This is a genomic window from Kitasatospora sp. NPDC127060, assembly GCF_042724935.1.
Lineage (GTDB): Bacteria > Actinomycetota > Actinomycetes > Streptomycetales > Streptomycetaceae > Kitasatospora.
Window position 1 is genome coordinate 12,194 of sequence record NZ_JBHXEG010000098.1, and the last position, 18,443, is coordinate 30,636.

General features: G+C 74.6%; 15 protein-coding genes and 3 tRNA genes. 7 read left to right on the forward strand and 11 right to left on the reverse strand.

Annotation, left to right across the window (positions count from 1 at the left end; translation table 11 throughout):
* Positions 1-183: 183 nt before the first annotated feature.
* The 7 genes from ACFWIS_RS35470 to ACFWIS_RS35500 all read right to left on the reverse strand — a co-directional run bounded on the left by ACFWIS_RS35470 (position 184) and on the right by ACFWIS_RS35500 (position 8,327).
* Positions 184-423, reverse strand: coding sequence for a hypothetical protein (locus ACFWIS_RS35470; protein ID WP_380524214.1), 240 nt, complete (start codon positions 421-423; stop codon positions 184-186).
* A 114-nt stretch (positions 424-537) separates the two neighbouring features.
* Positions 538-1,596, reverse strand: coding sequence for a DUF4097 family beta strand repeat-containing protein (locus ACFWIS_RS35475; protein ID WP_380524215.1), 1,059 nt, complete (start codon positions 1,594-1,596; stop codon positions 538-540).
* A 401-nt stretch (positions 1,597-1,997) separates the two neighbouring features.
* Positions 1,998-2,420, reverse strand: a complete 423-nt coding sequence (locus ACFWIS_RS35480) for a hypothetical protein (protein ID WP_380524217.1) — start codon at positions 2,418-2,420, stop codon at positions 1,998-2,000.
* Between the two features lie 61 nt (positions 2,421-2,481).
* A complete protein-coding gene (locus ACFWIS_RS35485) occupies positions 2,482-3,279 on the reverse strand; it encodes a hypothetical protein (RefSeq protein ID WP_380524219.1) in 798 nt (265 codons plus the stop codon).
* A 160-nt stretch (positions 3,280-3,439) separates the two neighbouring features.
* Complete coding sequence (locus ACFWIS_RS35490; RefSeq protein WP_380524220.1) at positions 3,440-3,973, reverse strand: hypothetical protein; 534 nt, start codon at positions 3,971-3,973, stop codon at positions 3,440-3,442.
* A 70-nt stretch (positions 3,974-4,043) separates the two neighbouring features.
* On the reverse strand, positions 4,044-4,763 hold the full coding sequence (locus ACFWIS_RS35495) for a hypothetical protein (protein WP_380524222.1): 720 nt from the start codon (positions 4,761-4,763) through the stop codon (positions 4,044-4,046).
* Positions 4,764-4,871: 108 nt separating this feature from the next.
* Entirely contained in the window at positions 4,872-8,327 is a 3,456-nt protein-coding gene (locus ACFWIS_RS35500) for a PAS domain-containing protein (RefSeq protein WP_380460995.1), read from the reverse strand.
* Between the two features lie 178 nt (positions 8,328-8,505).
* On the opposite strand from ACFWIS_RS35500, the gene ACFWIS_RS35505 reads away from it, so the two are divergent.
* The 3 genes from ACFWIS_RS35505 (at position 8,506) to ACFWIS_RS35515 (ending at position 8,977) form a co-directional block, all read left to right on the forward strand.
* Positions 8,506-8,596 (forward strand) — tRNA-Ser (locus tag ACFWIS_RS35505).
* A gap of 198 nt (positions 8,597-8,794) precedes the next feature.
* A tRNA-Arg gene (locus ACFWIS_RS35510) sits at positions 8,795-8,870 on the forward strand.
* A gap of 31 nt (positions 8,871-8,901) precedes the next feature.
* A tRNA-Arg gene (locus ACFWIS_RS35515) sits at positions 8,902-8,977 on the forward strand.
* An 81-nt stretch (positions 8,978-9,058) separates the two neighbouring features.
* Here the strand turns inward: ACFWIS_RS35515 and ACFWIS_RS35520 are convergent.
* Both ACFWIS_RS35520 and ACFWIS_RS35525 read right to left on the reverse strand, forming a co-directional pair.
* Positions 9,059-10,261 (reverse strand): globin domain-containing protein, encoded by a 1,203-nt coding sequence (locus ACFWIS_RS35520; RefSeq protein WP_380460996.1) that lies wholly within the window; start codon positions 10,259-10,261, stop codon positions 9,059-9,061.
* A 13-nt stretch (positions 10,262-10,274) separates the two neighbouring features.
* Positions 10,275-10,691 carry a globin domain-containing protein gene (locus tag ACFWIS_RS35525; RefSeq protein WP_380460997.1) on the reverse strand — a complete coding sequence of 139 codons (417 nt, stop codon included), beginning with the start codon at positions 10,689-10,691 and terminating at the stop codon, positions 10,275-10,277.
* A gap of 340 nt (positions 10,692-11,031) precedes the next feature.
* On the opposite strand from ACFWIS_RS35525, the gene ACFWIS_RS35530 reads away from it, so the two are divergent.
* The 3 genes from ACFWIS_RS35530 (at position 11,032) to ACFWIS_RS35540 (ending at position 16,420) form a co-directional block, all read left to right on the forward strand.
* Positions 11,032-13,968 carry an Ig-like domain-containing protein gene (locus ACFWIS_RS35530; RefSeq protein ID WP_380460998.1) on the forward strand — a complete coding sequence of 979 codons (2,937 nt, stop codon included), beginning with the start codon at positions 11,032-11,034 and terminating at the stop codon, positions 13,966-13,968.
* Between the two features lie 257 nt (positions 13,969-14,225).
* The gene (locus ACFWIS_RS35535) at positions 14,226-15,437 is read left to right on the forward strand and encodes an SPFH domain-containing protein (RefSeq protein WP_380460999.1); all 1,212 of its coding nucleotides are present in this window, start codon (positions 14,226-14,228) and stop codon (positions 15,435-15,437) included.
* Positions 15,434-16,420, forward strand: a complete 987-nt coding sequence (locus ACFWIS_RS35540) for a C40 family peptidase (RefSeq protein ID WP_380524224.1) — start codon at positions 15,434-15,436, stop codon at positions 16,418-16,420. The genes ACFWIS_RS35535 and ACFWIS_RS35540 overlap by 4 nt, the downstream gene beginning before the upstream one ends.
* A gap of 57 nt (positions 16,421-16,477) precedes the next feature.
* On the opposite strand, the gene ACFWIS_RS35545 is transcribed toward ACFWIS_RS35540, so the two are convergent.
* Positions 16,478-17,431, reverse strand: a complete 954-nt coding sequence (locus ACFWIS_RS35545) for an aldo/keto reductase (protein ID WP_380461001.1) — start codon at positions 17,429-17,431, stop codon at positions 16,478-16,480.
* A gap of 154 nt (positions 17,432-17,585) precedes the next feature.
* On the opposite strand from ACFWIS_RS35545, the gene ACFWIS_RS35550 reads away from it, so the two are divergent.
* Positions 17,586-17,786 (forward strand): hypothetical protein, encoded by a 201-nt coding sequence (locus ACFWIS_RS35550; RefSeq protein ID WP_380461002.1) that lies wholly within the window; start codon positions 17,586-17,588, stop codon positions 17,784-17,786.
* 54 nt (positions 17,787-17,840) lie between these two features.
* Here ACFWIS_RS35550 and ACFWIS_RS35555 read toward each other — a convergent pair.
* Positions 17,841-18,443, reverse strand: a 603-nt coding sequence (locus ACFWIS_RS35555) for an endo alpha-1,4 polygalactosaminidase (RefSeq protein ID WP_380524225.1), incomplete at its 5' end; no start/stop codon positions are given.

Below are 18,443 nucleotides of genomic sequence, written 5' to 3' on the forward strand. Positions count from 1 at the left end.
GGGGGGGGGGGGGGGGGGGGGGGGGGGGGGGGGGGGGGGGGGGGGGTGGGGGGGGTGGGGGGGGGGGGGGGGGGGTGGGGGGGGGGGGGGGGGGGGGGGGGGGGGTGGGGGGTGGGGGGGGGGGGGGGGGGGGGGGGGGGGCCCCCCCGCGCCCCCCCCCCCACCCCGGGTTCACCCGCAGGGTCAGCCGGCGTTTTCCCCGTTCTCCGGGCCGGTGTAGCGCTTCAGGTTCCGGCGCAGGTGCTCGCGGTTGACGTCCATGACGGTCGCGACCTCGACCTGGGAGGTGGCGTCGATCTCGGCCTTCACCGCGAGCCAGTACTTCCGCTTGGCTGCGCCGATCTCCAGTTCCAGCTGTTCGGCCGCGGCGTCCAGACGCCCCTTCGGGGTGTCGGGGTGCTTGCGGCGGGCGGGGGTGGTCATCGTTTCTCCGGATCAGTCGGGGACCATGGTGGTGTGTCCCGGCCGTCTGGATCGGGTCCGGTGCCTCGGGGCGGCCGCGTGGCCGGCCAGCTCAGTCGGCCGCCCCGAGGGTACTCAGAGGCTGTGGTGGACCTCGCCGGTGTGGGAGTGCGCTGTGAGGCGGACGTGGCTGAGGCCGACGAGCCCATCGGTGTCGATGTCGCCGGTGACGGAGTTCAGGGTGACGGACGCGGGCCGGGGCACCCCGGACGGGGCCTGGATGTCGATATCGCCGGCGCTGGTCGTTGCGGTGAGCGTGCCGCCCCCGAAGCGGTGGACATCGATGTCGCCCGTGTCGGAGTGCAGCACTGCGGTGTCGCGCGTGTGCCCGAGGGTGATGTTGCCGGTGATGGTGCTGACGCTCACGGTGCCGATGTCCGCCTTGGCGGCGGACATCGCCCCGTCCGCGAGGATGGCCTCGACCTGGTGGAAGTCGCCGTTGAGCGCGAGGGAGGCCGAGCCGCTGCTGGTGAAGGAGACTTCACTGCCGGGCGGCAGCTGGATGTCGACGTGGATGGTGCGGGGCAGGGCGTCGACCCGGGTGCCCTCCGGGACGACGACCACGCCGTCCCGGACGATGGCGATGCCGTTGATGTAGAGGGTGCCGTCGTCCATCTGCACGTTGCCGAGGCCGCTCTGCGAGAAGACGGCGTCCCGGACACCACTGAACGTCCGAACGTCGCCGGTGTCCCTCCGGGTGAAGACGGCGTCCCGGACTCCGCCGAACACCTGGAAGTTGTCCGTGCCGTTCTGGGTGAAGACGACACCCCGGACTCCGCCGGCCGTCTGCACGGTGGTCCTGCCGGCCTGCACGAAGGTGGCGGCCTGGTGGAAGTCGCCCCCGACGCGGCCCCTGAAGACGTTATGGACGGTCGTGCCGGCGTGCGGGGACCCGGCGGGCGCCTCGCTGTCACCGGTGTTCGGGATCTTCACCTTCAGGGTGTTGCCGTATTCGACGAAGCCGGTGCCGGTCACGGCGTCGGCGGTCGCGCCCTGGGTGTCCACGGTGTGCACGGTGACGGTGGCGCGGCTGACGTCGAGGCTGGCGCCGACGGTGACCTTGCCGCTCAGGACCTCGATCTCGACGCGGACCGGGCCAGGGTTCTGGACGGTGTGGGTGTTCTCGGTGGTCATGGGGTACCTCTCGGTTTCTGCCCCGGCACGCCGGGGCTCGGCGCCTGCGGGCAGGCAGCGTCGTTGCGGCGCGGTGGGCGCCGGTAGCGAGGGGCGGGCCGCGGACCGTAGAGGGCCGCGTCCTGACACCTCAAGCATGCCACCGAATTTGTGGCCACACAATCAGTGGCCACAATTTCGGTGGCATCCGTTTCGTCCGTGTCACGGGGTGCTTCATGCCTGCTCCCCGGACGCCAACCCCACGGCCGCCGGGCGGCGTTGGGTTTCCGCCACGGCCAACGGCCCCCGAGGTCAGGGCTCTCCGGCGCCCGACCGTCGGCAGCAGTAGGAGTAGCGCAGCCAGGACAGCGCCTCGCACTCGTCCTCGGGGGCCAGGCCGTCCAGGCGGCGCAGGCGGTTGGCTACCGCCACGCACTCGGCCGCCGTACGAGGATCGCCGCCGTCGCGCAGCGACGCCACGTCCAGCGCCACCGCCTGCGGCAGGACGTAGGCCTGCTCCAGGGCCGCCAGGCGCCGCTCGGCGCCGCGTTGCGGATCGCGCCCGCTGTCTGCCACAGGTGGAAGGCCGCCGCCGACTGCCGGATGAGAAGCGCCAGCGAGGGGAGCTCGCCGTAGGCGTCCAGGACGGCTCGCTCCCCCGCGTCGAGGGCCCGGGCGGGGAGAGCGGCAGCCGGGTGGTAGCCGACCTCCGTGCCGTCGGCGAGCTCGACGACCAGGGCGAGCCGGGCCTCAGCCTGGAGGATCACGGTGTCCCTGACCTGTTCGGCTGGCGTGGTGAGCGTGATGGAGGCGGCGGTGACGGGCAGGTCCTGGTCGTCGGGCACGGGGACTCCCTTGGGGTAGCGGCGGGGCTGTGCTTGTCGGTGGGTGGTGGCGCCTCGGCTCCTACTCGCCGATGACCGTCCGCGACGGCCTGCGCGAGGGGCGCTTGGAGACGGCCGGCTCGTCGGCGTCCGCCGCCGGACCGGCGGGTGCGTCGTTCTCCAGCGGCCAGCGGCCGGGCACGGTCGCCGGCATGAGGGCGAGGTCGAAGAGCGCCTTGCCGTCGGCCAGGCGCTGCACGTAGGCGTACAACTGCGCGCCGGTCGTCACCGCGGTCTCCAGGCCGCCGGCGGCGAGGACGAAGCGTCCCTCCAACTGCTCGCCGGTGCGCGAGTCCACCAGCAGCTCGTTGGGGCGGTGGTGCAGGACGGCGCCGAAGGGCAGGTCGTGCGTGGCGGTGCCGTCCGCCGCGCCGCGCCAGCCCCGCTTCTCCCGCAGCGGGCCGCTGGTGCCCAGGATGCTCCAGGAATGCAGGCCCGCCTCGTACGCCGCCGCCGAACAGGCCGCGGCCTCGACCTCCTGCATCGGCGTCAGCTGCGCCTCGGCGGCGGCCTCCTGTGCGGCGGGCCCCGGTACGGGGACCCGGCCCAGCTTCGCAAGTTGGGGGCGGTGGCGCTCGCGGATGCGCCAGCGCAGCGACTCCAGGGCGGTATCCAACGTCTCCTGGAGGAGCACGGCCGTGCCGATCGCAGCGACGGCGGTGGCGGCGGTTCGCCCGTCGGCGGGAAGCCTGCCTCGCAGGGCGCGGTGGGCGGCGAGTCCGGCGGCTGCTGCACCGGCGGTGGTGACCAAATTCTGGGCGCCGCTGAGGACGGCGAGAAGGGCGCGCTGGGCGGCGGGTGTGCCGAAGTAGGCGGTCATGGGCAAGGGGCTCCCGGGCTCTCGGGCCGCCACGTCGGCGGCCGGTTCCACCAGGAGAACCCGGGAACGTTGGTGGACCCCTTGGTGGAGCGGGCCGGTGAAGTACCGGTTCGGCAACGGCGCCCACCAAGGTGTCCCACCAATGCTGTGACCTGGGAATTCAGCGCTCCTGCGGCAACCTTGGTGACCGGGTACGCGACCGCTGGGGGCGCCACCAAACTTTCCACCAGGCCCGCTGGCTCTGCGCCGGGCGGGCGCCGGGGAGGATGTCGTGGGGTGAGTCGGGCAGTCCGGCGAGCGCGGTGTCCCACCCCGTGAAGGTCTCGGCCTTGTCATCGAGGTAGACCAGGGCGCCCGGCTTGAAGTTCGTCACCAAAACCTGATGCTCGATCTCCCAGTAAGCGGTCTCGGCGCCCGGCAGCACGATGACCTTGCGGTCCAGGTAGTGGGCCAGGTAGTTCGCGATGTCCTCGTGATACTCGCTGGACCTGGCGGTGAAGCAGACGATGCGCCAGCCACCGTCCAGCAGTGCCCGCAGGCGCTCCACGGCACCGGGCAGGGGTGCACCGCGCAGGCGGCCCCCGTCCCACGGCCCCTCGGGGTGGATCACGCCGTCGAAGTCCACGGCGATGGTGCGGGCCGAGGGCGAGTCGGCGAGGGCAAGGTCGGCGGCACGGGCGAGCAGGGCGTTCACGGGGCTCCGTTCGGAGAGGAAGGCGGCAGGGGCGCGGCGGTCGCTGCGCCCGGCGTGGTGGTGGGGTCTTTCAGGACGGGTCGCCCGGGCGTCCGGGCGAGGGGACGACCGCGAGGGGGCGCACGAGCCGCAGGACGGGGGCGGCCGGGACGATCCGTTGGACGGTGCGGTGGACAGTGATCTGCGGGCGCAGGGAGACGGTCAGCCCGCGCAGGGCCGGGACGGAGGGGGCGGCCAGAGCGGTGGCGGTGAGCGCGGTGGCGACGGTGCGCCCGCCGGGCGGGCTGGCCTGCCACACAGCGGCGAGGGTCGCGGCCACCCAGCAGGTCCAGGTGAGCCGGGCGACGAAGGAGCGCAGGGCGCACGAGAGCATGGCGGCCGCAAGTCCGGTGAACTGCCACACCCGGTAGGCGCCGGCTCCGGTGAGGGGCAGGCCAGCGGTGTGCTGGTCGAGGTAGCGGTGCACGGGGCCGGTGATGGTGCCGGTGATCGCGCTCCACCAGGCACTGCCTTCGCCGGCGGCGAGGATCTGTCGGCCGACGGAGCAGAGGACGAGGGCTGCGCCGGTGACGGTCAGGGCGATCAGCGCCGGGGTCAAGAGGCGGACCCAGCGGGGGCCTTCGCGCCATCCGTGGTCCAGGGCGCGGATCAGGTCCTGGCGGCGCCGGTCGAGGAAGGCGTTCGGTGCGGTCGCCGCTGTCCAGCGGTCGCGGACGGCGTCCTTGAGGGTGCGGCGCCCGGGGTCGGCGGCCGGGGCCGGGTTGGTGGGCGGCTTGGTGCTCGTGGTCATGTCTGCTCCCGGATGCGGGTGGGTGTGCGGGGCGGGGCCCGCCCCCAGGGGCCGGCCCCTCCGCCGTGTCTCCGTGTCTACGGGCGATCGGCCCGTCGTGCTCCGGCCTCAGCCCGCGGCGGCGACGCCCGCCTCGCCCATCGCGCCGACCCGCCCGAGCAGGTCGACGATCCGGGACTGGACGTCCTCGCTGGTCGAGCGCTCGGCGAGGAAGAGCACCGCCTCGCCGGTGCGCAGCCGGGGCAGCTCGCGCGGGTCGAGGTCGACCGAGGTGTAGACCACCAGCGGGGTGCGGTGCAGCCGGTCGTTGGCGCGCAGCCAGTCCAGCAGGCCGATCCGGCGGCGGCGGATCTGGAACAGGTCCATCACCACCAGGTTGGGCTGCACGCTGCTGGCCCGGGCGACGGCGTCGTTCTCGTCCACCGCGTGCTCGACGTGCATGCCGCGCCGCTCCAGGCTGCTGATCATGGCGGCGGCGATGTCCGGGTCGCCCTCCACCAGCAGCACCCGCGGCGCGTGGTGCTCGCCGTCGCGCGGGGCGAGGGCGCGCAGCAGGACGGCCGGGTCGGCGCCGTACGCGGCGTCCCGGGTGGCCTGGCCGAGGCCCGCGGTGACCAGCACCGGGACCCTGCTGTTGAGCGCCGCGGTGCGCAGCGACTGCAGCGCGGTGCGGGTGATCGGGCTGGTCAGCGGGTCGACGAAGAGCGCCGCCGGGAAGGCGCTCGCCTGGGCGTCCACCTCCTCGCGGGAGCGGACGATCACCGGCAGGTAGCCGCGCGACTGGAGGGCCTGGTTGGTGGCCGGGTCCGGCTCGGGCCAGACCAGCAGCCGGCGGGTGTTGGCCAGTTCGCCGGACCCGGTCGGCGACTGCTCGGCGTCGGGCCGGTCGCTCCGGGCGGGCGGCAGTTCGGCCATCGGACGCGGTGCGGCCGGCGGCTGCGCCGGGGCGCCGACCGGGGCGCCGACCGGCCGCGGCGGCGCGAGTTCGGCCAGTCCGCTGCCGACCGGGCGCGGGGCGCTCTGCTCCTCGGGGGCGGGCAGCACGGGCCGGGCGGGCTCCAACGCGCCGCCGCCGGCCTGCGGTGGGGCGTCCGGTGCTGCGGGGCCGGGCGGTACGGAGAGCCGGCGGCGGCGGCCGGTCGGCGCGGTGGCGGGCTCGGCCGGGGCCGGGACCGGGGCCGGACCGGCGGGCAGGGCGTGCTCCAGGCCGGGGTACACCGGGGCCTCGCCCACTCCGGGCAGCGCGAAGCCGCCCGAGGAGTCCTCGGCGGAGGGCAGCGCGCGGCGTCTGCGCGGCTTGGCCTCACCGCCGTCCTCGGCGGGGGGCGCGGCGGGGGCCGCGGCGGGCTCCCCGGCCGTGGGGGCGGGGCCGAGCGCGAGCGGTTCGCGGCCGGCGGGCCGGTTCTGCTGCGGGCGTCCGCCCTCGACGGGCACGGCGTAGGCGGGGCCGGACCGGCCGTCGTCCTTGCCCCACGGGTCGCGCTGGGCGGCTTCCGGGGCGCTCGGGCCGCGGCGGCCGTACGCGGGGTCGTTGCCGGTGCCGTTCCACTGCTCGGGGACGGCCCGTTCGACCCGCGCGGGGGCGTTCGGCCACTGGTCGGCCGGGACGGCGGGGGAGGGCTCGGGGGCCGGGTTCTCGGCGGCGGGCCGACCGCGGCGGCCGCGGCGCTCGGCCGGGGGCTCCTCGGCGGGGGCCCGCTCCGGCTCGGCGGCCTCGCGGGCGGGCTGCCCCTCGGCGGCGGCCGCCGGGGTGTCGGGGGTGGCCGTGCTGGCGGTCCTGCTCGCGGTGGGCTCGGCGGCCTCGCCGCTGCTGGGCAGTTGCGGGATGCCCGGCAGTTCGGGCAGGACGGCGCTGTCGCTCTCCTTGGGCCGGTCCGAGCGGCCCTCGGCGGCGGCGCGTTCGGCTGCGGCCTTCGCGGCGACCGGGTCCAGCGGCAGCTCGACCACGTACGTGGTGCCGGCCTTGCCGGGCAGCTCGTGCGGCTGGAGCACGCCGCCGTGGCGCTCGACCACCGCGCGGGCTATCGGCAGGTGGACGGGGCTGCCGCCGACGCCGGGGCCGCGGATCTCGACCCGGGCGACGTCGCCGCGCTGGGCGGCGGCCAGGACGACGGTCGGCGGTTCGGCGGGCGCGGTCGGCGCGGGCGGGTTGCCCAGGCCGGGCACCGACAGTCCGGGGACGGCCAGGCCGGGGGAGGGGGCGGTGGGGGCGTCCAGACCGAGGCCGGTGCCGCTGACGTCGGCGACCAGGTGGGCCAGCGCCTGGGCGAGCCGGCGCTCGTCGGCGATCACCTCGACCGCGGCGGCGTGCACCGAGAAGCGCACCCGGCCCGGGCCGACCAGTTCGCCCGCCTGCTCGACGGCCCGGCGCACCACCTTGTCCAGGCCGACCGGCACCTGTCGGGCGGCCTGGGGCCCGCTCTTGGCGTCCTTGCCGTCCTTGGCGTCCTTGGCGTCCTTCGTGCCCTTGGCGGCGGACTCCTTGGCGTCCTTGCCCTCGGCCGGGCCGGCCTCCCCGGCCTCGGCGCGCTGGTGCTCCAGCACGTCGTCGATCAGCTTGCCGAACCGGCGGCACTCGTCGGCGAGTCGGCGCAGGGTCCAGTTGGCCTCCGGCCAGAGCTGCCCGGCCGGGTCGGCGGCGAGGGTGTCCAGCCGCTGGTTGAGCGCGCTCAGCGCGCCGCCGAGCTCGCCCTCCAGGACGGCGGTGAGCTGCTCGTTGCGGGCGATCAGGGCGAGTTCGCGGCTGCGGTCGGTGAAGGTCATCACCGCGCCGACCAACTGGTCGCCGTCCCGGACCGGGGCGGTGGTGAGGTCGACGGTGACCGGCCGGCCGTCCTTGCGCCACAGCACGGTGCCGCGCACCCGGTGCTTGCGCCCGGAGGTCAGGGTGTCCAGCAGCGCGGACTCCTCCAGCGCCAGCGGGGTGCCGTCGGCCCGGGAGTGCTGGATCAGCGGGTGCAGCTCGCGCCCGCCCAGCTCGCTCGCCCGGTACTCCAGGATGTGCGCGGCGGCCGGGTTGACGAGCACGCAGCGGCCCTCGAGGTCGACCCCGAGCACGCCCTCGGCGGCGGCCCGCAGGATCATCTCGGTCTGCTTGTGCTGGCGGCGCAGCTCGGCCTCGACGCCGAGCCGTCCGGAGAGGTCGCGGACCAGCAGCAGGAGCAGGTCGGACGACGAGGAGGCGCGCGGGCCATCGCGGTACGGCTCGTACGGGGAGCGCCCGTAGCCGTCGCCGCCGTCGGTGGCGAAGTCGTTGCCGGAGACCTCGACCGGGAAGGTCGTGCCGTCGGTGCGGTGGGCGGTCATCCGGACCGGGCGGTCCAGGGCGTCGCCGTCGCGGGTGGCCGGCCGCATCGAGCCGGGGATCCGGCTGGGGTCGAACTCGGGCAGCAGTCCGAGCACGCCCATGCCGACCAGCGAGGTGCCGGGCGCCTGTAGCGCCTGGACCGCCGCGCTGTTGGCGTCCACCACCGTGCCGTTGCTGTTCACCAGCAACAACGCGTCGGGCAGGGCGTCGAGTATGGCGTCGAGGCGAGCAGCGCCTCGGATCGGCCTGCTGCTCACGTCGACAGGTCTCCTCGGCTCAGGGCAGCTCCTCCGGAGTCGGCAGTATCTCATTCTTCTTTGCGGCGGGGACGACCCGCCTAGTAACGTGGGCGGTGGTTGGTGCCGAGCCCCACGGTTGTGGCATCATCACTGACACACGGAACGGGTCCGCAGCGCGCGGGCGTGGTCCATGTGGGGAGGCTTCGCCTAGTCCGGTCTATGGCGCCGCACTGCTAATGCGGTTTCGGGGTTATTCCTGATCGAGGGTTCAAATCCCTCAGCCTCCGCAGTCCGGGGAGCCCCGTCGACGATCTCGTCGGCGGGGCTCCCCGCATGTCCGGGGCGTGACCGTCGGCCGGGCCGGAGCGGGTCGGGAACCGGGTCGCCGCAGGCCGGAGGGGTCGGATCAATCGATTTCGTCCTGCGTCGCAGGTCATGTAATGTTGTCCACGCAACGCCCCGGGGGCCACGGTTCACCAGGGCGAGCGCTCATAGCTCAACGGATAGAGCACTTGACTACGGATCAAGAGGTTGCAGGTTCGAATCCTGCTGAGCGCACCAACCTCCGCAAGATCGGGTTCGCCCGTTCCTTGCGCTCATAGCTCAACGGATAGAGCACTTGACTACGGATCAAGAGGTTGCAGGTTCGAATCCTGCTGAGCGCACCAGCGAGAAGCCCCCGGCCACCGGCCGGGGGCTTCTCCGTTTTCCCGGCCCCGGCCCCTGCTCCGGCCCGGTTGTGAGGACGGTCACCCCAGGTCGGTCCGGTTAATCCAGGGCACGTCCCGGCGGTCCAGGAACCAGTCAGAGCTGGTCAGCGGCCGGGCCCGGTTGAAGGTGGCCGGCACCGGGTCGTGGCGGACCAGCCCGGGGGTGGCGCCCAGGGCGAGGACCAGCCCGGCGAGTTCGGCGACCAGCTCCGGCGGGCCGGAGAGGTGGACCTCCCAACCGGTGAAGTCGCCGTGTCCGTGCAGGGTCCGCCGCAGCAGCGCGGTGGTGCCGTCGGGGCCCGCCGACCGGTCGGGGACGGCGGTCAGCACCCGCAGCCGGGGGTTGCGGGTGAGCAGTCGCCGCACGGTGTCCAGGTCGTACTGCCCGGCCGCCGAGCGGGCCGCCAGCAGGACGGTCGCCTCCCGCTCCGGCTGCCCGGCGGTGAGCTGCTCCAGCAGCGCCTTGGTCTGCCCCCAGCCGCTGCCGGCGGCGACCAGCAGCAGCGGCCGGTCCGGGGCGTCGGCGAGCACGGCCTCGCCGAGCGGCGGTCCGAGCCGCAGCAGTTCGCCGGGCATCACGTCCTCCACCAGGACGGGGCTGAGCAGTCCGCCGGGCACCCGCCGTACGTGCAGTTCCAGGCTGCCGTCCGGGCGCGGCGCGTTGGCGAGCGAGTACGGCCGCCAGACCCGGGGAGCCCGGGGGCTGCTGAGGGTGAGGTACTGGCCGGCCGTGAAGGGGTACGGGCGCATCGGCGCCAGGGTGAGCACGATCAGGTCGGGGGCGGCCCGGCGGCGGGTGGCGACCTCGGCCTCCCACCAGGCCGGGTGGTGCTCCGGGAGTTCGTCGGCGGCGCCGGTCATGATCCCGGCGATCAGGGCGTAGGCCTCGGTCCAGGCCCGCTCGGTCTCCGGCGTCCAGGAGTGGCCGGAGCACTGCCGAAGCGCGGCGATCAGGCTGGCGCCGACGGCGGGGTAGTGCTCGGGCGCGGCCTGGAACTTCCGGTGGTCGCGCCCGAGTGCCCGGAGGTACTCGGTGAGCCGCTCGGGCTCGTCCAGCCGCAGCACGATCCGGGTGAGCGCGGCGAACAGCCGGTCCCGTTGCTCGTGCAGTTGGGCGGGGAAGAGCGCCCGCAGCCCGGGGTTGTGGTTGAACAGGTGGGTGTAGAAGAAGGTGGTCAGGTGGTCGGCCCGGCGCTCGACGACGGCGAAGCTGGCGCGGACGACCGCGGGGTCGAAGGCCACCGGCCGCCCCCGGCTAGGCCGACCGGGCTTCGGTGAGCGCCGCGGCCATGGTGTCGCTGACCACCGCGTAGACGGCGGTCCAGGCGGCCTCGGCCTCCGGGGTCCAGTCGTCGCCGGCGTAGTGGGCCAGGGTGGCGAGCAGGCTCGCGCCGACGGCCGGGAAGTGCTCCACCAACGCGCCGTACCCGGCGTGCCGCGCGCCGAGGCCGCGGAGCAGCCCGAGCACGGTGTCGGTGTCCTCGAAGTGGGTGACGAGCGCGCCGAGGGCGGCGAACAGCCGGTCCCGCTGTTCGTCCAGGTGCTCGGCGAAGAGGGGGCGTAGAGCGGGATCGTGCTCGAACAGATGCCGGTAGAAGTATTCGGTGACGACGGGGCCGTGGGGCTCTACGGCCGCGAAACTGCGCTTCACGAGTACGGGGTCCACAGTCACGGGTCCCGACTCTACTGACCGGGTGGCCAATTCGAACAGAGTTCCCCGATGAATGGTCAGGTACCGGACGCTGGTGCCCGCCTAATCAGCCGGAATTCCCCCTCCTCCGCCATTCGGGTGGGTTCGGCCGTTCGCGTGGGATCCATTACCGCCTAATGGATGAAATGCATCCGATTCGGGTACATCCCGTCCTGCCGCCCGGATGACCGCCAAACGGGTGGGACGCGGCCAAAAGCCCAGGTGTCGCAGTATGACCGGTCCGGGGTCGTGATTCCGTTTTTGTCGGATCTTGTGCCCAGACTGCCCGCCACCCCGGCAGCCGACCGTGAAGGAGAGCCGGATGAGCCGACAGTTCCCCCGCACAGCTGCCGCCCTGGCCGTTCTCACGGCCGGGGCGCTGACCGGTTGGAACGCCCCGCTCTCGGTGGCCCAGCAGTCCCCTGACGCCTGGTCGGGCGAGCACCGGGCGGTGCTGCCGTCCGGCCTCTCCGTCCAGCTCGACCTCACCGGAGCGGACGGCACGGCCGTCACCGCCGAGCCCGGCCGGCTGGCCGACCGTTCCGGCGGGGGGCGGGCCACCGCGGTCTACGCGGACGGGAAGCGCCCCGGGGACGCCGCCCAGGCCTTCGGCCTCACCCCCGACCAGCCGCGGACGGACGGTTCCTGGCGCACCGTCGGAACCCTCCGGGTCGGCTTCTCCCGGCCGGTCCGCAACCCGCGGCTGCACCTCAGCGGACTGGCCGCGGTCGCCACCGGGACGTCCGGCACCACCAGCACCGCTGCCCGACTGACCCTCACCGGCGGTTCGCCCGCCGCCCCCACCCTGGTCGGGCGCACCGACTGGCCCGGCTGGACGGTCGACGGCGGCTCCCTCGCCCCCGCCGGGAGCGACGGCAGCACCGACGGCGCCGCCGGCTCCGCCGCCGAAGGCACCCTGGAACTCGCGGGGACGGTCCGCACCGCGGAGTTCCGGGTCGAGCAGCGCTCCACCGCGCGGGGCGGGAGCACCACCGCCCCGCCGCTCCTGCGCCAGGCCTACACCGTCACCGTGGACGAGGACCTCGGTACCGCGCCGCAGGCCTACGGCAACGCCTCGCACGTGGTCTCCGACCTGTTCCTGGGCGCCGACGCGGCCTCCCCACCGCGCCGGGACCGGAGCCGGCCCGGCGGCAGCACGGGCGACGAGCCGCTGGTCGAGCTGGACCACGGCGCGGTCCGGCGAGGCAACCCCTTCGCCAGCACGGCGGCCGGCCCGCCGCCCCCCAAGCTCCAGCCCGGCCGCAGCGAGTACCAGGGCGCCGACCCGTCGATCGGCTTCCCCGACCAGGCCGCCATCGGCCGCTACTACCGGGTCACCGTCCCGGTGGCGGTGGGCGACCAGCCCGCCACCCTGGCCGGCTGGATCGACTTCGACCACAGCGGCCGCTTCGACCCCGCCGACCGGGTGCAGACCGAGATCCCGGCCGGCGCCGACACCGCGACCCTGGAGTGGACCGTCCCGGCCGGCGCGGCCTCCGGTGAGACCTGGGCCCGGCTGCGGCTCGGCCGCGACACCAGCCAGCTCGTCCCCTCCGGCGGCTTCGCCGACTCGGGGGAGGTCACCGACCAGCGGATCAAGCTGACCGTCGGTGCCGCCCGGCCCGAGATCGCCGAGCCCGTCGACGGCACCGTGCTGGCCGAGGCCCGCCCGCAGATCCGCGGCGAGGGCGCCGTCGCGGGCGCCTCGGTGGAGGTCCGGGACGGCGACGCGACGCTCTGCCGGGCCAAGGTCGAACGCGGCGGCGACTGGTCCTGCCGCCCCGACAGCGCGCTCGCGGCCGGGCCGCACGCCCTGACCCCGGTGGAGACCACCAGCGGGGGCGTGGTGCTGCGCGGCGAGCCGGCCAAGGTCACCGTGAAGACCACGCCGCCGACCGCCCCCGTGCTCACCCTCCCCGCGTACACCAATGATCCCGGGCTGCAGCTCACCGGCACCGGCGAGGCCGGCAGCACCGTCTCGGTCACCGACCGGTCCACCACCTCCGAACTGTGCAGCAGCGCCGTCCGGACCGCCGGCGAGTGGTCCTGCCTGCCGGTCGAGAACCTGGCGGACGGCAGCCACCAGCTCACCCCGGTAGCCGTCGACGCCGCCGGGAACCGGACGTCCGGGCAGCCGGTCGCCCTGGTCGTGGACACCGTGCCGCCGGACAAGCCGGTGCTCACCTCCCCGGCCTCCGGCGAGGTGCTGCGGGTCGGCCGGCCGAAGCTCACCGGGCGGGCCGAACCCGGCGCGAACGTGCTGGTCACGGCGGCTCCGGCGGCAGGCTCCGGTGACCGGACGGTGCTCTGCGGGGCCACGGCGGCGCTGGACGGGAGCTGGAGCTGCACCGCCAACCGGGACGTGGCGGACGGGGAGCAGTGGCTGACGGTCACGGTGACCGACCGGGCGGGGAACGGGACTTCGGCGGATCCCGTGCGGGTGCGGGTGCAGGCGGTAGTGGCGCCCGGTCCGGTGGCCTCTTCGAGCCCGGTGGCGTCGGCGACCCCGTCCGCGACCGCGACGCCATCCGCGACCGCGACCCCGTCCGCGACCGCGACCCCGTCCGCGACCGCGTCGGCCTCGGCGGCGGCATCGGTCAGTGCAACGCCCGGTGCCACGGCGTCCGTTGGGGCGAGTGTGAGTCCGAGCGTGAGTCCGGGCGCGAGCCCGAATGCCGGTCCGAGCGCGACGGCGTCGGTGGGGGCCTCGCCGAGACCCTCCGGTGCGCCGGAAGCGCCCTCGGCGGCGCCCACGGTCGGGGTCGGGTCGCCGAGCCCGACCGAGGTCCCGGCGCTCCGGCCGATCCCCCCGGGGCTGCTGCCGATCATCGTCCCGCCGGCCGTACCGCCGGTGGTCGGGGCTCCGGCGAAGCCCTCGGCGCCGGTGCCGCCGGTGCCGTCCGTCCCTGTGACTCCTGCCGTTCCGACGCCATCCACCGCCCCCGGCTCCTCGGGCCGTCCGACGGTCCCGTTCGTTCCCGCCGTCCCGGCCCCGTCGTCCGGCGGTGCCGCCCCGTCCCCGGGGGTCCCGTCGACCGTCGCCGCCGAGCCGCTGTCGGCCGCTGACCGGGGCGAACCCCGGACGGGCGGGGCCGCCGCCCGTCCGCTGCCCGTACCCCCGATCGAGGGGGCGGCTGCCGGCCGGCCCCGGGAGGCCCGCTGGCACGGTCTGCTTGCCGGGGTGCTGCTGGTGCTCGCCGGGATCGGGCTGATCACCCGTCGGGTGTTCGCCCGTGGATCCGGTGCCCGACGGCGCTGACCTGCGCCGAACCGTCCCGACCGTCCGCTCATGTGCCTGCGCGTCAGGTCAGCTGTGGCGATTCGTCAGTAAATGTCGACACACCTCGGCTCAAATGTCGCATTTGATGACGTATGAACTTAGCCTGACTCTGGCACTGCCCGTCAGATCCGGGCCGCCCGTTGCGCGACACACCAGACCCAGAGGATCCGTGCATGGACGTCACCCGCGATTCTTCGCAGCGACCCGAGAACCTGCCCAAGAGGTTCCCGCCGGTCTTGCCGGAACGTTCCGCCTCCGGCGCCAGCCCGCTGGCCAAGGTCTCGACCGGCAAGGCCGCCAAGGCGGCGGGACCGGTCGACGCCGGTCCGGCGACCACTCCGCTGGCGGTCGTCCCCGGTCCGTCCCCGGCCGACGCCGCCGACCTGCGGGACCCGCTGGAGGTGGCCGCCCCGGAGACCGTCGAACTCACCGAGGCCGGCCGGGCCGGAGCTCCCGCCGCCGCCACCTCGCGCCGCCCCCCGCGGGCGGACCAGGCGCTGCGCGAGCACGCCGCCGGCGCACTGCCGGGCTGGGTCGCGCTGCTGGTGGTGCTGCTCGGCCTGGCCGGCGTGGTGTACGTGCTGCTGCGCACCGGCGTCATCCCGCACTGGGACGCCCTGCCCGAACTGCGCGGCCCCGCCGCCCTGGCCAGTGGCCGGGCCGAGGTGGACACCCAGACGATCGCCGGGGTCAGCGCGGCCGGTCTGCTGGTGGTGTGCGCGCTGGCCGGCCTGCTGGCCAACGCCGGCGGTGAGACCCGGGTGCTGACCCGCTGGGGCCGCTACCGGGGCACGGTGCGCCGGACCGGGCTGGTCTGGGTCTACCCGCTGCTGCGCCGCCGCCGGGTCGACGTGCGGCTGCGGCACTGGCGCAGCGAGCCGGTCAAGGTGGTCGACCGCACCGGCACCCCGATCATCGTCCGGCTGCTGATCGTCTGGCGGGTCAAGGACACCGCGCGGGCGCTGCTGGCGATCGAGGACCACGAGAGCTACCTGCGCGAGCAGGTCCAGGCGGTGCTCACCCGCACCGCCTCCATCCTGCCGTGCGACAGCAACGCGGCCCCCGGGCCGGCCCTGCGCGACGGGCAGTGGTTCGCCGACGAGATGACCCGGGCGCTGGCCGCCGAGGCCGCCCCGGCGGGCCTGGAGGTCTACTCGGTGCAGCCGCTGGCGCTGGACTACGCGCCCGAGGTGGCCGAGTCGATGCGCCGCCGCCGGCTCGCCGACCTCGACGCGGGCCTGCGGACCGTGCTGGTCGACGACGCGGTGGAGGCGGCGGCGCTGGCCGTCCGCCGGCTGGAACGCGCGACCGCGCACGAACTGGACGAGGCCGCCCGCAGCGCGCTGATGGAACAGCTGCTGGTCGCCTTCGTCGCCCCGGCCGGAGTGGCCGCCTCGGTACCGCCCCCGGCCGCCCGGGCCGGGCGGAAGGAAGGACGACCCGCATGAGGATAGCCACCGGCGCGTACGCCGAACCGGGCATCGGCCCATACGCCGACCCCGGTCTGATCGGCTTCGAGGAGCGCCTCGGCAGCATCCCCCCGATGACGGGCTGCGGCTGCCCGAACTGCGCCGCCCGGCCGCGCACCGCCCGCGCCGCCGTGGCGGGCGGCGGCAGCCGAATACACCGGGCCGTGCGGAGCACCTGCCTGGCCACCACCGTGCTGGCGGGCGCCGGTGCGGTCGGCCTGACGGCGGGAGCCGGTTCCGCGCACGCCGCGGCCGGCAAGCAGGGCTGGGACGGGTCGAAGTACTGGTTCAGGAACGCTGCCGGTGAGTGGCGCTGGACCAGTCACTACGACGTCTACGTCAGCCGCACCGGGAAGTCCGGCGGCTCCTCCGGATCCGCAGGCCAGGCCGTCTCGAACGGCTCGGCCTCCTCCTGGGGCCCGCGCCAGGGCTGGGACGGATCGAAGTACTGGTTCAAGAACGGTGCCGGTGAGTGGCGCTGGACCAGTCACTACGACGTCTACGTCAGCCGCACCGGGAAGTCCGGCGGCTCCGGCGGTTCGGACCAGGCGTCCGGCCAGTCGGACAGCCGGCCCTCGCGGGGCGGCGCGTCGTCCACCGGGAGCACCGAGTCGGCCGTCGACTACGCGCTCGCCCAGCTGGGCAAGCCGTACGTCTGGGGCGGCAACGGCCCGTCCGGATACGACTGCTCCGGGCTGGTCCAGCAGGCCTACCGGCGCAGCGGGATAAGCCTGCCGCGGGTGGCCGACGACCAGTACGCGGCCACCACGCCGATCAGTGCGGGGCAGCTGCGCCGCGGTGACCTGGTGTTCTGGTCGGACAGCGGGCGGGCCTCGGGGATCCACCACGTGGGCATCTACCTGGGCGGCGGCACGTTCGTGGAGGCGCCGCGGCCGGGCAAGACCGTCCGGATATCGACGCTCGACTCCGGCTACTACCCGACCCACTTCGGGCGGCCGTAGCCGGGAAGCACCCGGGGCCCCCGACAGCACACCGCTGTCGGGGGCCCCGGCGCGGCATCAGGCGGAGGCCGCGTCCAGCAGTGCGGTCTGCTCGGGGGTGAGCTTCAGCGTGGCGCCGGCCAGCAGCGGGGGCAGCTGGTCGACGGTGCGGGCGCTGGCGATCGGGGCGGCGACCGTCGGGCGGGCGGCGAGCCAGGCCAGGGCGACCCCGGCGGGCTCGACGCCGTGCTCGGCAGCCACCGCGTCCAGCGCCGCCAGGACCCTGGGGCCGCGCGGTTCGGCCAGGTAGCGGGCGGCGCCCTCGGCCCGGGCGCTGTCGACGCCGGCGCCGCCCGGACGGTACTTGCCGGTCAGGAAGCCGGAGGCGAGCGCGTAGTAGGGCACGGTGGCCAGGCCGTGCTGGGCGACCACGTCGGCCAGCGGGCCCTCGAAGGTGTCCCGGGAGACCAGGTTGTAGTGCGGCTGGACCGCGACGTACTTGGCCAGGCCCTCGCGCTCGGCGAAGGCGAGCGCCTCGGCGAGCCGCTCGGCGGAGATGTTGGAGGCGGCGACCGCCCGGACCTTGCCGGCGCGGACCAGCTCGTCCAGGGCCGTCACGAACTCCTCGACCGGGGTGTCGTCGTCCCGGTGGGTGTAGTACAGGTCGATGTGGTCGACGCCGAGGCGCCGGAGCGAGCCCTCCACCGAGGCCTTGATGTTGGCCGCGCCCAGGCCGTTCGCCTCCGGGTGCGCGCCGACCTTGGTGGCGATCACGATCGAGTCCCGGTTGCCCCGGCTGCGCAGCCAGTCGCCGATCACCGTCTCGGACTCACCGCCGGCGTTGCCGGGGGCCCAGGCGGAGTAGACGTCGGCGGTGTCGATGAAGTTGCCGCCCGCGGCGGCGTAGGCGTCCAGCACCGCGAAGGACTGCTGTTCGTCGGCCGTCCAGCCGAAGACGTTGCCGCCGAGGGAGAGCGGGTGGACGGACAGGTCGGAGGTGCCGAGGCGGACCCGGCTCTGGTTTCCGGTCATGATCCCAGTCAACCCGCTTGCGCGGCAGCGCATTCCGTCGGTCACACGGATTTCACGATCCGGTCGTACCGCCGTCGCACGGGCGGGTGGCGTGTTCATCCCAGGAGGGGTCCGGGGTGTGCCTGAGGTGGGCGGATTCGTTAGAGTCCGTGCCATGGCTGACAACGACTACGACCCCGCCGGTAGCACCCAGATGTTCCGGGCGTTCGTCGACGAGACCCCGGCACCCCAGGCACCGGGCTCCGTCTCCACCTACGGCAGCAGCAACAACGGCAGTCGCACCGGCGTGATCGCGCTGGTCGCCGTCGTCGTCCTGGCCGTCCTGGGCGCCGTCGTCTGGCTGGCGGTCAAGTGACCGTCGCGCGGGTGGCCCTGGTGGGGGTCACCCGCGCGACGTGCGGCTCCGGCCTCAGCAGGGCTTGCGCCAGGCGTTGAGGTCGAGCTTCTTCTGCATCGAACTGAAGCCCAGCGCCTTGGTCTTGGCGCAGAACCGGTCCGTGTCGAGCTTGTACTCGACGTGGAAGACCGCCTTGCCCGCCTTGATGAAGGGCGAGACCCGGTCGCACTCGTCGAACTGCGAGCACTCCTCGTTGACCGCGAAGTCGAAGTCCGGCAGCAGTGCGGGGATCTGGTCCAGGTCGTTCTTCAGGCCGATGGCCAGACCGCGTTCGTGGGCGAGCTGGGCCAGCATCCGGTTGTACTTGAGCTGGTCATCGGGGGTCAGCGGGAAGCCGCTGTTCTGGTTGTAGGCCTCGATGGTGTCCGGCTCGATGGCGTCGAAGCCCTTGCTCTTGCACATGTCGAAGCGGGTCGCCATCAGGGGCTTCAGCTGGTCGAGCTTGCGGATGTCGAACCACTTCTCGCCCTTCCAGCCGGTGTCCGAGCCCTGGAGGGACTTGGCGAAGGCCGCGGAGTCGGGGCGGAAGTCCTCCCAGGAGCCGGCGTTGACGTAGCAGATCACCTTGCGGCCCTTGGCGTGCAGCGCGGCGACCACCGAGGCGTCGTTCTCGAA